Raw genomic sequence first — 15,431 nt, 5'->3', positions numbered from 1 at the left:
TTCCAACGCAGGCCGTCTCATCGTCACCTGCGGCAAGATCGAAAGGTCGTAGTTTTGACGCCTTCCCTGGAGTTCCGCGACGTCCGCAAGTCCTATGGCAAGACCGAGGCTTTAAAGGGCGTCAGCCTGACGGTTGGCTCCGGTGAGTTTGTGGGTCTGCTGGGTCCCAATGGTTCGGGCAAATCCACCTTGTTTCAGTTGGCCGCCGGCCTGTTCGTGCCGGATGGCGGTTCGATCTCGGCCTTTGGGCTTGGCTACCGGGAAAACGCGTCCGAAATCCTGCGCAGGCTGGGCGTGGTTTTTCAGACCCGCTCCATCGATCTGGAAATGAGCGTCGCGGCCAATCTGGAATTCCATGGGGCGCTGTTCGGTCTGTCGGGCAAGACGCTGGCAGCGCGCATCGACGAGGTGATGCAGCTGATGGAAATCGATGCGGTTGCCAGGAAGGCGGTGCGCACGCTGTCGGGCGGCAATCAGCGGCGCGTGGAAATCGCGCGGGCGCTACTCAATCGGCCGGAATTGCTGCTGATGGATGAGCCTTCGGTGGGGCTGGACCCCGAAACCCGGCGCCTGCTCAACGAGCATATCATCGGGCTACAGCGCAGCCGCAAGGTCGCTGTGCTATGGGCCACCCATCTGGTGGAGGAGGTCGCGGCAGCAGACCGGGTCGTGCTGATCGCCGGAGGATTGGTCCTGGCGACCGGGACACCGGCGGAAATCTGTGCACGGGCAGGCGTCGCGACTTTGGCCGAGGCCTATCTGGCGCTGGTGGGCAATGCGGCGATAGCGGCCTAGTCGCGCTTCTGCTTGCGGATAGCCCCGGCCTGTGGGTCATAGCCCCGCGCGGCCAGCGCAAAGGCGACAATGGTCGCGCCTGCAACGACCGCGAAATCGATCCAGCTGAACCGGCCATAGGCGGCGAACCGCATCAGCTCCACGGCATGGGTAAAGGGGTTTGCCTCGGAGAGATAATAGACTGGCTGGGCCCCGACTTCCCGCAGCTTCCACAGCGGGTATAGCGCGGATGACAGAAAGAACATCGGAAAGACAACGAAGTTCATCATGCCGGCGAAATTTTCCAGCTGACGGGTATAGACCGAGACTAGGAGGCCGATGGAGCCCAGCATCAGCCCCGACAGCAGGATGGCCGGAATGATGGTGAGGTAGCCCCAGGGCGGAAAGCCGTAGCCAAACAGCCGGGCCAGCGCGAGGAAGGCAAAGGCCTGCAGCAGCGAGAGCACGGTCGCCCCAACGATCTTGCCAAACAGCAGGTAGTTGCGCGGCAGTGGCGAGACCAGCATCACGCGCATCACACCAGCTTCCCGGTCATAGACCATGGATAGCGCCGATTGCATGCATTGGAACAGCACGACAATTCCGACCAGCCCCGGCAGGATATATTCCTGATAGGGCGTATAGGTCTGGTAGGGCGGGATGATCGAGACGCCCAGTAGATCGTGCATGCCGGTGGCAAACACGAGCAGCCACAGGGCAGGCCGGATCAGGGCCGCGAGCAGCCGTTCAGTCTGGCGCAAGAATTTTGAAATCTCGCGCCAGCTGATGGCAACAATGCCGAGCCAGAGGTGACGGGCTGTTACAGACACGCGTGTTCGGGCTCGTCGGTTCCCAGCGTATCAAGGGTATTGAGCTGATGCGCAAACCCATCAAGCGGCGGAATGGCGATAACCGCATTGTGGGTCGCCAGCATGACCGGCATGCGCATCTGGCCGTCCCATTCGCGGAAGTTCATGGTCACGCCCTTGGAGCCGTCAATGCGCAGCTTTGGGCCACGCAGATAGGCGTCGATGCCGGCCGCGTCGGTAGCACGCGACTTGGTGTAGGCGGTGGCGATGGCTTTGGCCGCAATCCACGTCGACCAGTCCTGCCCGGCCATCCGCCGCCCATCCGACAGATCTGCAAAGCGCGAATTGACCTGAGGCGCGCCATAACGCTCGAGCGACCAGTGCCACTCGGTCGCAACCAGTCCGGTCGAGCCCAGAACGGGGCGCGGCAACTGGGTCGCGAAGGGCAGGTAGCGGCCATACTCGCCATCGCTGTCGGCAAGGTAGATCACGTCATAATCCACACCGCCGGTCAGCAGCCGGGAATTGTTTTCCTCTCGGCTTTCGGGATTGGTGCTGAGCGAAAACGGCCGCTCATCAACAATGTTCAGACGGTAGCGTTCGGCCGACTGGCGGAAGCTGTCGGCGATCTGGGTGTCGCGGGGCCTATCCCCCACCAGCAGCAACACCTTGGTCCAGTTATTGCTGCGCAGATACTGCACCATTGCGTCGGCGGTCATCCGGTCCGATGCCGCCGTATGCAGCAGATTGGGATAGCAGCGGGCGCGCAACACGTCGTCCGGCGCCGTGGCGTTGACTAGCGTCACCGGCAGGTCGCGGCTTGCACTGGCCAACTGGTCAACCGTTTCGCCAGGCAGATCGAGAATGACAAATTGAGTCCCGGCTGAGGCCATGGCTTCAACCTTTGCCAGCAGCCCTTCGACGTCACCGGCTTGTTCGGCATCGAGGCGGAAGGCGTTGCCGGTCGCCTCAGCCAGCATCTGGGAATCGAGCAAGCCGAGTTCGGCACCCTTGAGCGCGTCGCCGGTGGGGTGCAGCTCGATCCGCGCATAGGCGTAGTCTTCGGAATAGCGCGGGTCATTCTCAAGCGAGAGGTAGCCAATGCTGATGTCGGCGGCCAGGGCCGTCGACACCAACAGAGAAAACCCAAGCGTCGCCAATGGCCTAATCATCAATCAACACCGTATGCGGGACGCGGCCAACCGGAATGGATTTCACGGCTTTCATCGTGGCCATATCAACGATGGTAATGTCGTCGGAGAGGCCATTGGCGACAATCGCGGTGGAGTCATCATGATTGAGGGCCACCGACCAGGCGCGCCGGCCGACAAGCACATATTCAATCACGTCCTTGGTCGCGACATCGACAATCGCGATGTGGTTGGCGCGGCCCAGGCTGACCAGCGCCTTGGTGCCGTCCTTGGTGATGTCGATGCCGACCGGGGTCACGTCTTCAAGGCGAAAGCCTGGCGGCAGATATTCCAGCACCTCTTTGACCTCGTTGGTGGCGCGGTCGATGACGTAGATCTCGCTGGAAAGCTCAGCTGAAACCCACAGTTCGGTGTCGTCTGGCGTCAGGGCGAAGCGGCGGGGGCGGGTGCCGACCAGGATGTTCTTGGTCACGGCATTGGTCGCAACGTCGACGACATGGATCATGTCCGCGACCTCCGAAGTCACGTAAACCGTGCTGTTGTCGGCGGTAGCGATAACCCCCTCGGGCTCGGCGCCGGTCGGAATGTCGGCGATTGAAATGCGGGTGGCCGCATCGATCACCTCGAGGCGCGAGTCCTCTTCGTTGGACACGTAGATGCGCGATTCATCGGGTGAAAAGGCAAACACTTCCGGGCTGGGCCCGGTCGGGATGCTGTCCACCACTTCGAGCGTGGCGATGTCGATGATGTCGATGATGTCGTCGTCGCCACACGCCACGTAGAGCAGGGTGCGCTCGGCGTTGAAATGCATGTCGCGGGGACGGCGCGAGGTCTCGATGCGCTTGATGATCTCGTAGTCAGGATTGAGAACGACCACTTCGTGGCCCTTCTCGTTTGAAACGAAGATCAGATTTGTTCCCGCCGCCTGGGCGGGAACAATCATGGCCAGGGCCATGGCGACTATCGCAAAAAGTGCCTTGAAGTTCATGACCTTACTTCACCACAAAGGTGCCGACCATGCCACGGCTCTCATAGCCGTCGGCAGAAAACTGGTACTCGCCGGGGCGGATCGGTACAAACCAGATATCGATGGTCCCTTCGTCGTCGAATTCGACGCTGTGCAGGCCATAGGGCGTGATTTCGAGGTCGTTGATGATCACCTGATTGATCCAGGAATTGCGGAACAGGCCCGGGGCGATCACGGCCAACTCTTCGCCGCCATCATGAACGATGCGCCAGCGATAGTACTTGCCGGTCTCAAGTTCGAAGCTGGTCTGCGAGAAGGTGAGGTCAGCGGAGTTGATTTCCAGATCTGGCAGGCGGGTTGCGTTCGAAGCCAGATTGCCTTCGGCCACGGCGAGTGTGGGGGCCGAAATCAGGCAGGTGAAAACTGCTGCTGCTGCGAGTGAATTCCAAACCTTCATCGTCATATGTCTCTTCCCTAAGTAATGTCTTGGCGCTGCTCGTATTGCGAAACCCAGCGCTCGTTCAATCAAATCGTGAATATCGTATATTGAATGCTGCCTTAAATCAGTCTGTCTCCAATTCTAATCATGCCAGGAGGCGTCGGGCATAAGGGCGCCACTGAAATTCGTGCCGTCAGTATTCGTATCGCGCAGATTGGCGGCAAGCAGCCGCGTTCCGCTGAGATCGGCATTGGAGAGATCGGACTTCACCAGGTCCGCGCGCAGCATGTCGGCGCCCTTGAGCGTGGCGCCGGCAAAGTTGCTGTTACGGGCGTTCACCTCCGAGAGGTCGCCCCCCTCAACGCTGCCCCCTTGCAGGTTGAATCTCTGCATCGTGACGCCGTGGAAGGTCGACCCCTTCAGATCGGCACCGGAGGCGTCTACGCCGCTCAGGCGCGCATTCTCATACTGGCTGAACGGCATTTCTGCGTTCTTGAGCGTCGCGCCGGTCATGATGGCCCGGCGGAACACCGCGCCAACGCCCGTCGCCCCATCAAGAACCACGTTTGACAGCTTGGTCCGGAAGAAAATCACCTGGTCGACGGTGGCCTTCCGCAGGTTGGAGCCGGTCAGATTGGCTTCGGTGAAATCGGTATGGGTGAGGTCAGCGCCTTCAAGGTTCACACCCTGCATGCTGGCCCGATAGAAGCCTGAGTTTGCCAAGTTCTTTCCTCTCAGGTCGAGGCCGTCAAAGACAGAGTCGGTGAAGTCACCCTCCGACAAATTGGCGCCGCTCAGGTCCGATCCGGTAAAATCGCAGGCCACGCAGCGCATCGTCTTGCCGGCCAGAAAATCCTGCAAGGGGTCGGCGCTCGCCAGAGTCGTACCCTGCAGAAGAAGCAGTGCCGCAACTGTCGCTTTCAGCCCTGGTTGCGCCATTACAGGGCTTCCTTTTCGACACGGGGAAAGGTTGCGTCCCAGGCTTCCCAGCGCGTCGAGCTTTCAAACTGGCCGGGTGCAAACTGGCCGGTGAGATCAACGCCGGTTTGCCCTGGCTTGCGGAAGGTGTGGCCTTCGACGCGCACAAATTTGCCATCGACGGATTTGGTGCAGACTTCGTCGACATAGTTGGTGCCGACCGGCGTCCGGCCGAAGCGCGGTTCGTATTTGACGCAGTCCCAGCCGTCGCTGCCATAGTGCGCATAGACGCGGAAGCGCAGCAAATAGGCGCGGGAGCGGTCCCGGGTCTCGGCGCGTGAATCGGTTACGGCGCGATAGGCCCGCGACACGCCGTCGTCGTCAAACAGCAGCGACATCACGACGGGGAAGTTGGCCACGCGCGTGCCCCCGAAGGGCTGCAGCCAAAGTTCCTCGCCATATTGGTCATGGAACAGCTGGGACAGGCGCTCGGTGCTGTTGCCGAATTCAACGACAACTTCGTGCAGCCCGTTCTCATCTGGCGCGCATTTTGCGTAGTCCACCCAACCCGATAAGGCTTGCAATGGAAGATTGCCGTTGTTGCCGCAGGCAAAGCGGTCATACCCTTCGGTGGTAATATCTGCTGCCTGCTGACCAATGCCGAGGGTGCGAAAATCGGGCGGAAAAGGATTTTCAGGCTGGGCCTGCACGGCGCTCGAGAAACTCAGCGCCAGGACGGTGGCAGCGATTGTCGACGCAAATTGAGCAAAGCGAAGTTTTTTAGGGATTGCGGAGAATACAAATGAAACGGGTCGCATGTTTGGCTTTTCTATATTCGGCGCTGGTTGGAGCCACATATGCGCAGGGGATACTCAGCGCACCGCTGAAGACGGAGGTTGGTCCCGCGGTTGCTGTGGAAGGGGACCATGTGGCTGTGAACGGTGTGGTCTTCGCTCTGTTTGGAGTTGATGCGCCTCTTCGAATTCAGTGGTGTGCCAAAGACGGCCAGAAATTCGGCTGCGGTCTGGAGGCCCTGGCGGCGCTGGAAGGGTTGATCGAGAACCAGACCGTAACCTGCGAGCAGATCCGCGATCCACACCTGCGCCGTCGCGTACTGCGTTTTGGCCGGTGCACTATTGGCGAGAAGGATCTCGCCGCTGAGATGGTTCGCCAGGGAATGGCTATGGCTTTTCCTGACCAGTCTGAGGAATACGTGCAGCTTGAGGAAGAGGCCAAGGCGAGCAAGGTTGGTTTGTGGGCCGCAGATGAATTCACGCCTCCGTGGATTTGGGAGGATACCTATCTCAACGAACGCTGACAGCTTCCCACGGTGTCAGGCAAAGGTGGGTCCCGTGGGGACCCACCTCCGATTAGTTAGTTGATCGCGAAGACGTAGAGCTGATCGGTCGGCACGAAGAACGCGGACGGCGGATAGACGCCACGATCTGCGGCAGACGGAGCAGCACCAGCCAGCACGGCAATGTACTGCTTGCCATCAACGGCGTAGCTCATCGGCGGACCAGCCAGCGAGGTACCGACGTTGAACTTCCAGACGACTTCCAGCGACTTGGCGTCGTAGGCAGTCAGGAAGCCATCCGTGCCCGAACCGAACACAAGATTGCCACCGGTTGCCAGCATGCCGTTATGGCGGCGTGGCATGGTGACCTTGCTGACGGTTTCACCGCTTACGGGGTCGATCGCGATGACCGAACCGCCGTTGAACACTTCCGGCATGACGGTGCCTTCAGGAGCAGGCAGGCGCCCGTTCCATTCACGCTGAGCCGCCACGACGTCGTATTCACCACCGGTGATGCTGGGGTTTGGTGCTTCTTCCGGCACGTAAGCCGAGCAGCCTTCAGCCGAAGTCACATACAGCAGGTTGGTACCCGGGTTGTATGCAGCAGGCTGCCAGTTCTTGCCGCCGCCGAGGGTCGGGCAGTAGATGCCCACGTCGCCAGCACGCGAACCAACGGTGCCGGCAATGTACTTCTGCAGACGGGCTGCAGGATCGTACTCGTTCGGCTTGCCGGTTTCGAGGTTGATGCCAGTGGTCCAGGAGACGTCTTCAACATACTGCTCAGCATAGCTGAGCTTGCCGTCGCCGCGGTCGAAACCATACATGAAGCCGTTACGGGCCGCACGAACCACCATCTTGCTGGTCTTGCCATCGGCACCGACGACGTCGATCAGCTGGTTGTCACCAACTTCGTCATAGTCATAGGGGTCGTTTGGCGTGAACTGATAGTGCCAGTCGATGGCGCCATCCTTGGAGTTGATCGCCACGATGCTGGACGCATAGAGGTTATCGCCAGGGCGATATTCAGCGTCGATCTGCGGCGCCGGGTTGCCGGTGCCCCAATACATCATGCCGGTCTCTGGGTCGTAGCTGCCGGTCTGCCAGATCGAGGCGCCGCCAGTCTCCCAGTCACGACCTTCCCAGGTGTCAAAGCCTGGCTCGCCAGGTCCGGGAATGAGGTGAGTCCGCCACACGGGCTCGCCGGTTTTCAGGTCCAGGGCTTCAAGCCAGCCGCGAATACCATATTCGCCGCCTGCGGGGCCGTAGACTGCGGTGTCACCCACGATCAGCGGAGCGCCGGTGAAGCTTTCGGCACGTTCCTGATCGGCGCGCTGCACCTCCCAGTTCACTTCGCCGCTTTCCTTGCTGAGCGAGAACACGCGGCCGTCCATGGTCAGGCCGATGACGTCGCCGTTCCACAGGCCGATACCGCGGTTTTCTGCACCGCAGCAGGTCGCGTCGGAGATCCACTCGCGGTCGACTTCGGGGTCGTACTTCCAGAGGATCTTGCCGACCTTGCCGTCGCGAACGTCCACCTTGTACACCACGGACCAGCCGGTCTGGACATACATGAAGCCGTCTTCAACCAGGGGCGTGCCCTCGTTGCGAGCGCTGGCATAACGGCCACCGCGCGAGGCGTTGTCAAAGGTCGTCACAAACGCGAGCGACAGGTCTTTGACGGTGTCGGCATTGATTTCCTTCAGCGGGCTGAAGCGATGGCTGTCATAGGTCCGGTGAACCATCAGCCAGTTGGCGTCTTCGGCCTCACTTCCGGCAGCGAGCAGGCGCTCGGCCGTCGTGTCGGCGGCCATCGGCGCGCCAATGGCCAAGGCCATGCTGAGCGCAATCAGGCTTGATTGCAGCAGAGAACTCCGTTTCATTCTGTAGCCTCCCAATACAAATTAAATCACATCGTCTCGTCGCCGCCGACTCGTGAGTCGAAGACAGAAGCAACCACGATCTCGCCATCAACTATTTCCAGACCAAGCTGGGGCAGTTTTCTGCTGGCCGGCCCGAATACGACGGAACCGTTGTTCTTGGGGTCGAAGTGCGAGCCGTGGCACGGGCACTCGAGATTTTTTTCTTCGCGAAGCCATCCGGTTACTTCACAGCCGGCATGGGTGCAGATCGCGGAAAAGACAAACACGCCTTCAGCTGCGGCGGTCTTGGCCTCGTCGGTCAGATCGCTGTCGTTGAACTTGATGGCAAGCAGCGTGTTCATGTAGTCGCCGTTGCGGATAACCCCGTCCGGCGACACGGCATAAGCTGTCTTGGGGCTGGTGCCTGCGCGCAGGTCCTTAACCGTCAGCCGGCGGCCATCTTCACGGATCGTGATGAAATCGCCAACCTGCGGCGCCAGCTCATCGTCAGCCTGAGCGAAAGCGGGACCGGCCATGGCAATGCCGCCAACGGCCGCCATGCCCTGCAATACGGCTCGCCGCCCGAAGCCCGCCGCCAGACGGCAGATCGGCTGGCCTTCGCCAAATTCCTTGTTGTTGTCTTTGCTGCTCACTCAACGCTCCCTTAACTCGTAACAAATGTCTCCCGCCATCACTGGCAGAGGTTCAGCTTCCCCTTCGGGCCGGCGCCATCGAGCACCTTGATATCGACGGATTTCTTGTCGTCCTGCAGCGAGATGCGCAGCGTGCCGCTCTCGGCCTCCTCGTGGCCGGCCTCACAAACGACGTTGGCGTCCCAAATCGTCTTGCCGTTCTCGGCAATCGGATCGGTCAGTCCGGTGATAGTACAGATGGCCTCGTCAACCAGCGCTTTCTCTGGTCCCAGAGCTCTAACCTTGCCATCTGGAATGGAGCGCTCGCCATTTATGACCGCGCAGCCGGCCGGTGTTCCATAGGTGCCGTCTAATTCAAGTGGCTGCGCCAACAGGGGCGACGAACACAGTGAAAACGCGACGAATGCAGTCAGAAAGCGGCGTTTGGATTTAGGCATTAAGACAATACTTCCTATTTAAACTTGGAGGTCCAAAAAGTTAGAAAAATTGATCCAAACCACGGTAGTGGGGCAAAAAAAACCGTAGATGGCAAGCAAGAACTGGGAATAGTCATACTAAAGTTCCAGCGCTGGCCGAGGCGTCGGCTTTGATCAGGGAAATGTCACGGGCCGCAGCACGAACTTCGCCACCATCTAGGCGTGTCAGCGTCGCTCTCGCGGCGGGGTAACGCGTCAGCAGGTGCGGAGCCGCAGTTTCGCCTGAAACAAAAATGGCCGTGGAAAGGGCATCGGCGATCACAGCGCGCGGCGCCACTACGCTGACGTTCAGGAGCCGCTGGGCACTGCGCCCACTGGCCGGGTCGAAGATGTGGTGCAGCTCCGAACCTGGAAATTGGTGACCGTGGCCACCTGATACCGACAGCGCCTCATTGTAGATCGCCGTGCTGCCGCTGATTTCCATGGCGTTGCGCGGATTCTTGAGGCCGATCGTCCAGGCGCCTCCCTCGGGCCGGCCGCCGATGGCGCGGGTCTCGCCCAGTTCGACCATGCTGTTGTCGAAACCTTCCTGCTGCAACAGGTCGGCGATCCGGTCGGTGATATAGCCCTGGGCAATGCCATTGAGGGTGATCGCCATGCCGGGCCTGGCGAACCGCACTTGCCGCGGGCCTATCTCCAACTGGCGGTAGTCGACCAGGGCGCGCGCCGCGTCGATGATGGCGGATGACGGCCCGGCTGGGATGTCCGACCGCTGGCGAAAATGGTCGCTATAGGCTTTCCAAAGCGGCTGCACGGTGGGATCGAATGCGCCGTTGCTCGCCTCGGCCACTTCCCGCGCCGTCTCCAGAACTGCGACGAGATCGGCTGATGGCGTGAGTAGCCGGCCGCTATGGTTGAGGCGGGAAATCTCGCTGTCATGGCGGAACAGGCTGAACACCAGTTCAAGCCGTTCGACCTCGCTGCGCATGCGGGCAATGGTTGCTCGGGCAAAGGCCGCATTGGGGTGCCACAGCGTCAGGTTGGCCGGCCCGCCCAGCGACTCACCCTGCCAGGTCTGGAATGCGGGCTGCTCGCCCAGCCGACTGAGACTCGCAACGCCGACTGGCACAGCCAGCGTCGCCGCCAGGACCTTGAGCGCCTGCCGGCGCGACAGTCTCGGCGCAGTGCTGGGTCGCATTGGGGTTGTTCCGGTCATTTGGCCACCGCATTGCGTGTGAAGACCGGGACATTCGGACGCTGATCGGTTTTGGAGCGTTCGCGCTGCTTGCGCTGCCTGGCCAGTGGCGGGCAGCGATGGTCGTCGTAATACTCCACCTGGCAGTCCAGGCACTGGAAGCACTCTGCCATGTTGATCTTGCCGGACGGCTCGATCGCGCGCACCGGGCAGCTGCGCTCGCACAACTTGCAGGGGCTACCGCATTCGGGACGACGCTTGAGCAGGGTCAGCAGATGCAGGCGGTCGAGGATCGCCAGCGCGCCGCCTAGCGGGCAGAGGAAACGGCAGAACGCCCGTTCGGTAAACAGGCCGATCGCCAGCAACACCACAGCGTAAAGCACGTAGGGCAGGGCGCGGACGAAGTGGGTGGAAATTGCGGTCTTGAACGGTTCGATGTCTGCCGCGACCGAGCCCGCTGTGGGTGCAAGAAACGCCAGACCGACAACCACGGTGAAGGACACATATTTTCCCCACCACAGCTTGTCCTGGAGCTTCGAGCTCGGGTTCCATTGCGGCAGTCGTAGCAGGCGCGCGGCCTGGGCGAGCAATTCCTGCAAGGCACCAAAGGGGCAAAGCCAGCCGCAAAACACCCCGCGTCCAATCAGCAGCAGCGAAACAGCCGTATAGATCGAGACCATCACGATCAGCGGTTCCGCCAGATAGAAGCCGATATCCAGATTCTGGAACGGGGCCTTCAGATAGTTGATCACATGCACGATGGATAATTGGGCGCCGACGGTCCAACCCAGCCAGACCAGCGTGAACACGAGGAACCCAGTACGTACCCAGCGGTGAATGCTGCGATTGCGCGACAGTGCCGACTGGAACGCTAGGATGCCGGTGAGGACAGTTAGAGCCAGTCCGAGGATGATCACTTCCGTCCGGCTTTGCTCCCATGCCTCCACCCAGGCGGGAACCGGGTCCGGTTCGGGCATCAGGATGTGCTGGGCCGGCAATTGATAATTCAGCACGGGCAGGGCGATCGTTGCGGCGCCGCCGCTGGCATCTGCAGCATGGACCAGCACTTCCACGCCCCAGGGCGCCAGCGGGTCGAAGCCGCTATCGGGCGGCAGCAGCACCATGCCGCTGACCTTGCCCAGTCGGATGCCCGCACGCATGAAATGGGACTTGTCGAATTCGAAGCTGCGGTCGCCCTGCAGGATGCGCAGCCGCTCAAGGTGAAAGCCGGTGGAACTGTTCTGGAATTTGTACCCCAGGAAATCATAGCGCCCATTCGAGGCAAGGAAGATTGCCTGCGACCCCGCGGGATAGTCGGCGAAGATCAGGTCGTGGCTGCCCCGGCCGGCGGCATTCCGGCCGATCATGGCCGGCGTGGCGAGACCGGCGCGCAGTTGCAGGTAGATCTCGTCAGGCCCCCCGCGTGGGGCAATTTCAGGGGTCATCCCGGCTGCGCCAGCCTGCTCCATCACCCGGGCAAGGTCGGCGTTGGTGATGGTCATCGATGCGATGGAGCCATCGGCCAGCAGGGCATTGTGATCCATCGGGGCAAAGCTATCGATGTCGAGCGTCGGCTGCGTGATCACCGGCCGGCCCAGCCTTGCGCTCAGCACCATGCGAGCACTGTCGCGGATGGCGTTGCGGAAGGCGCGCCCGGAGGTCGTTACCCCGGCAAGGAATTCCGGCTTGGGCCCATCGGCGGCGCCGGTCCGCGAGGACATGCCTGCGGTGGCAGTCAGAAACTTGTCCGTTAGCGCGATGAGGCGGTCGTCCTCGACAATCAGCGGCTCGCGGTGGAACAGGCTGACGGCGCTCGTCACCCGGCCATCCAGGCCGACGCCCGCAATGATGTCGAAGGGCGTGCCCGAATAGCCATGGGCGCGCACGATATCCAGCGTCGAAAAGATGTATCCGAGAAGCGTGTCGCCACTGTAGGCGGCAGCCGAGGGCGGCCCGTCGTCGACGAGCAATTCGGTTCGGTCCGCTTCGGGAAACACCCTGCTGACCACATCTGGCGTCAGCCGCTCGCTCAATGCGGGCGGATGCTCGACATATTCGTAGTCTACGGCCTGAGCCTGCGATGTGCCCAGGAGCGACACGCAGAAAACTGCCGGTAAGAAAAGTCCGGCGAGTCGGGCAATACGACCAAAAAAACTAGACAAAACAAGTCCCCCACCGCCGGAATGCGCTTCGATGGTTGATATGAGTCTATGCCAATTTGTCGCACCGGGGGAAGGCGTTCCCGGGCACATCCGTCCACTCGGCGGGATTTTGGAGGACCGGCTTGCCGATTTGACATGGAGGGCGGCCGGGCAATCCGGGCGGACTGCAGCGTCCACCCGGTCGTTCGAGCAGTGCTGGTTGCGGTCAGTCCAGCTTCAGGAAAGCCAGTCCGTTATTGTTGTTGAGCGGGATCACCAGCTGATTGGCTTCGGCGTCGTAGCACATCGAGGCAGCGCTAGGGACGCCGGTGGTGATCAGCTCGGCAGGCTGTCCGGGGACGATTTTGGAAATACCGCCCTGCGTGACGCTGCTGACATATTTAGTGCCGTCGGCCATGATCACGAGGCCGTCGCTGCCGGGCTGCGCGGCATGCTCGGTGTTGAGCAGCTTGCCGTCGGGCGAGAAGGTCAGCACGGCATCGTCGCCGATATTGACCACGACAACATTGCCCTCGCCGTCGATCCCGACGCCGTTTGGCGATGCGAGTGGGGCGCCGTCAAGGAAGATGCTCGACGTGCCGTCCGGGTTGATCTTGTAGATGCGCATCGGGTCGTTGTCCCTGCCGCCCCCGGTCTGGGACGCATAGATCGTGCCATCGTCTGCGACTTCGATATCGTTGAACCATGCGACATCAGGCACGGGAATTTCGCCTGAGGGTGCGCCGGTTGCCATGTCGAACATGCGAATGACGGCAGTCCGGGCCACGCCGTCAGCGGTGCCTCCGTCGCTGTCGGCGGCGTAGAGCGTTCCATTGATGATGTCGCTGCCGAACGGCTCGTTGAGCACCAGTCCATTGCGGTTGGCTCCAATCCAGCGCGGCGTATGCACGGAACCATCGTGGTTGATCAGTGACACGAAGGCGTCGTTGGGAAACCTGTCCTGCGGCGCGCCCCGGTTGAGGGCCACGATGAGATTGCGTTCGGCGTCGTAGGAGCAGCTTTCGGTGCTCACCAGCGCGCCGTACATTTTCACATTGTCGGAAGCCGGGGTGTAGGCGCCGTCGCGGCTGGTCACCCCCACGGGCATGCCCGCCTTGAACGGCTGGGCCTCAGCCGGCGCTGGGGCCTGCTGCGCGATGGCCGCTGTCGGGCTCAGCAAAATGACGGCACAAATGCTTAGTTTGGACAATTTCATCAAAAAACTCCCAGTCATATCTGGTGGGAGGGCCGCATGGTTGCGGCCCCTAAGGTTTCATAAGAATCTCTTTCGGCTCGAAGCGACGCGTAATCGGCACGATGTCGCACGATCGATCATTGAGCATTTGCTCCGCGCTGGCCAGTGACCGGAATGGCCAACTTGCCAAGCTGCTGGCGCAAGTCTTTGAGGACCTCGGGTACTGGGTCGCAAAAATCCAAATCGTGACGGGAATCGAATCCCGATAGTCATCTAACCAGCAGATGCGCGATTGAATGTTCTCATTTTGTCCCTTGACATGACGGGAACAAGATGAGAACAAATAGCGCACATTCAATGCATGTTCACCAGCGGCTTCGGCGCGTTGCGCAGCCTCCCAGAGCGTGGAATAAGGAGAGAATAGATGGCGAACGCGTCGCTTCGTGTAGTTGAAGGTGGATCGATGGATAAGGACAAGGCACTTGCTGCGGCGCTCAGCCAGATTGAGCGCAATTTCGGCAAGGGCTCGATCATGCGGCTCGGCGAGGCATCGTCGATCGAGGTCGAATCGATCTCTACCGGTTCGCTCGGGCTCGACATTGCCCTGGGCATTGGCGGTCTTCCCAAGGGCCGTATTGTTGAAATTTTCGGGCCTGAAAGCTCGGGCAAGACCACGCTTGCGCTTCACGTCATTGCCGAGGCCCAGAAGGCCGGCGGCATCTGCGCTTTCGTGGACGCCGAGCATGCGCTCGATCCGATCTATGCCCGCAAGCTGGGCGTCAATGTCGATGACCTGCTGATCTCCCAGCCTGATGCTGGCGAGCAGGCACTCGAAATCACCGATACCCTGGTCCGCTCCGGCGCCATCGACGTGCTGGTGGTCGATTCGGTGGCTGCGCTCACCCCGCGCGCTGAACTCGAAGGCGAAATGGGCGACGCATTGCCAGGCCTGCAGGCTCGTTTGATGAGCCAGGCCATGCGCAAGCTGACCTCGTCGATTTCCAAGTCGAAGTGCCTTGTCATCTTCATCAACCAGATCCGCATGAAGATTGGCGTGATGTATGGTTCGCCCGAGACGACGACGGGCGGTAACGCGCTCAAGTTCTACGCCTCTGTGCGCCTTGATATCCGCCGGATCGGCGCGCTCAAGGATCGCGAGGAGATCGTCGGCAACCAGACGCGCGTGAAGGTGGTCAAGAACAAGCTGGCTCCTCCGTTCCGTCAGGTCGAATTCGACATCATGTATGGCGAAGGCATTTCCAAGACCGGCGAACTGCTCGATCTGGGCGTGAAGTCGGGCATCATCGAGAAGTCGGGCGCCTGGTTCTCCTGGGATAGCCAACGACTGGGGCAGGGCCGGGAAAACTCCCGTCAGTTCCTCAAGGACAATCCGGCGATTGCCAACACCATTGAACAGGGTGTGCGGGAAAGCTCGGGCCTGCTGGGGGAAGTTCTCCTGGTTGCAGGCGGCGACGACGCCGGTGGCGAAGACGAGTAATCCACTCCTCCCATGCAGGGATTTTCTGGGGCATTGCGCAGGCGATGCCCCTTTTCTTTGCAGAAAGGCGCCAAGCCCGCTGCAATGCTGGACATTCCGGCAGGCTGCACGATAGAAAG

The 15,431-nt window shown here is 60.9% G+C and carries 15 protein-coding genes; 3 read left to right on the top strand and 12 right to left on the bottom strand.

The features are described from left to right. The first annotated feature begins 54 nt into the window (after positions 1–54). Complete coding sequence (locus ACZ5WT_RS18405; protein ID WP_464285205.1) at positions 55–795, top strand: ATP-binding cassette domain-containing protein; 741 nt, start codon at positions 55–57, stop codon at positions 793–795. Here ACZ5WT_RS18405 and ACZ5WT_RS18400 read toward each other — a convergent pair. The 6 genes from ACZ5WT_RS18400 to ACZ5WT_RS18375 form a co-directional block, all read right to left on the bottom strand. Next, the gene (locus ACZ5WT_RS18400) at positions 792–1,604 is read right to left on the bottom strand and encodes an ABC transporter permease (RefSeq protein WP_464285204.1); all 813 of its coding nucleotides are present in this window, start codon (positions 1,602–1,604) and stop codon (positions 792–794) included. The genes ACZ5WT_RS18405 and ACZ5WT_RS18400 overlap by 4 nt on opposite strands. Next, positions 1,595–2,755, bottom strand: coding sequence for an ABC transporter substrate-binding protein (locus ACZ5WT_RS18395; protein ID WP_464285203.1), 1,161 nt, complete (start codon positions 2,753–2,755; stop codon positions 1,595–1,597). The genes ACZ5WT_RS18400 and ACZ5WT_RS18395 overlap by 10 nt, the downstream gene beginning before the upstream one ends. Continuing rightward, on the bottom strand, positions 2,748–3,722 hold the full coding sequence (locus ACZ5WT_RS18390; protein WP_464285202.1) for a PQQ-dependent catabolism-associated beta-propeller protein: 975 nt from the start codon (positions 3,720–3,722) through the stop codon (positions 2,748–2,750). Before ACZ5WT_RS18390 ends, ACZ5WT_RS18395 begins: the two co-directional genes overlap by 8 nt. A gap of 4 nt (positions 3,723–3,726) precedes the next feature. Beyond that, positions 3,727–4,164 carry a cupredoxin domain-containing protein gene (locus tag ACZ5WT_RS18385; protein WP_464285201.1) on the bottom strand — a complete coding sequence of 146 codons (438 nt, stop codon included), beginning with the start codon at positions 4,162–4,164 and terminating at the stop codon, positions 3,727–3,729. Positions 4,165–4,281: 117 nt separating this feature from the next. Then, positions 4,282–5,079, bottom strand: a complete 798-nt coding sequence (locus ACZ5WT_RS18380; RefSeq protein WP_464285200.1) for a pentapeptide repeat-containing protein — start codon at positions 5,077–5,079, stop codon at positions 4,282–4,284. Further along, the gene (locus ACZ5WT_RS18375; protein WP_464285199.1) at positions 5,079–5,876 is read right to left on the bottom strand and encodes a hypothetical protein; all 798 of its coding nucleotides are present in this window, start codon (positions 5,874–5,876) and stop codon (positions 5,079–5,081) included. The genes ACZ5WT_RS18380 and ACZ5WT_RS18375 overlap by 1 nt, the downstream gene beginning before the upstream one ends. Between ACZ5WT_RS18375 and ACZ5WT_RS18370 the strand changes: the two genes are divergently transcribed. Next, positions 5,861–6,376, top strand: coding sequence for a thermonuclease family protein (locus ACZ5WT_RS18370; protein ID WP_464285198.1), 516 nt, complete (start codon positions 5,861–5,863; stop codon positions 6,374–6,376). The genes ACZ5WT_RS18375 and ACZ5WT_RS18370 overlap by 16 nt on opposite strands. 56 nt (positions 6,377–6,432) lie before the next feature. Here the strand turns inward: ACZ5WT_RS18370 and ACZ5WT_RS18365 are convergent, their stop codons facing one another. From ACZ5WT_RS18365 to ACZ5WT_RS18340, 6 genes are all read right to left on the bottom strand, one after another. Then, a complete protein-coding gene (locus ACZ5WT_RS18365; RefSeq protein WP_464285197.1) occupies positions 6,433–8,235 on the bottom strand; it encodes a PQQ-dependent dehydrogenase, methanol/ethanol family in 1,803 nt (600 codons plus the stop codon). A 26-nt stretch (positions 8,236–8,261) separates the two neighbouring features. Further along, entirely contained in the window at positions 8,262–8,867 is a 606-nt protein-coding gene (locus ACZ5WT_RS18360; protein WP_464285196.1) for a QcrA and Rieske domain-containing protein, read from the bottom strand. Positions 8,868–8,905: 38 nt separating this feature from the next. After that, on the bottom strand, positions 8,906–9,304 hold the full coding sequence (locus ACZ5WT_RS18355) for a hypothetical protein (protein ID WP_464285195.1): 399 nt from the start codon (positions 9,302–9,304) through the stop codon (positions 8,906–8,908). A gap of 112 nt (positions 9,305–9,416) precedes the next feature. Continuing rightward, on the bottom strand, positions 9,417–10,481 hold the full coding sequence (locus ACZ5WT_RS18350) for an FAD:protein FMN transferase (RefSeq protein WP_464285194.1): 1,065 nt from the start codon (positions 10,479–10,481) through the stop codon (positions 9,417–9,419). 14 nt (positions 10,482–10,495) lie between these two features. Next, a complete protein-coding gene (locus ACZ5WT_RS18345; RefSeq protein WP_464285193.1) occupies positions 10,496–12,577 on the bottom strand; it encodes a 4Fe-4S binding protein in 2,082 nt (693 codons plus the stop codon). A gap of 268 nt (positions 12,578–12,845) precedes the next feature. Further along, positions 12,846–13,835, bottom strand: a complete 990-nt coding sequence (locus tag ACZ5WT_RS18340) for an SMP-30/gluconolactonase/LRE family protein (protein WP_464285192.1) — start codon at positions 13,833–13,835, stop codon at positions 12,846–12,848. 403 nt (positions 13,836–14,238) lie between these two features. Here ACZ5WT_RS18340 and recA point away from each other — a divergent pair, with 403 nt between their 5' ends. Continuing rightward, positions 14,239–15,312 (top strand): recombinase RecA, encoded by a 1,074-nt coding sequence (gene recA, locus ACZ5WT_RS18335; protein WP_464285191.1) that lies wholly within the window; start codon positions 14,239–14,241, stop codon positions 15,310–15,312. Positions 15,313–15,431 lie beyond the last annotated feature (119 nt).

It is taken from the genome of Devosia sp. T2-14 (genome assembly GCF_055397495.1).
Note: the sequence above shows the minus strand (reverse complement) of the source record. Positions and strands in the feature narration are given on the sequence as shown.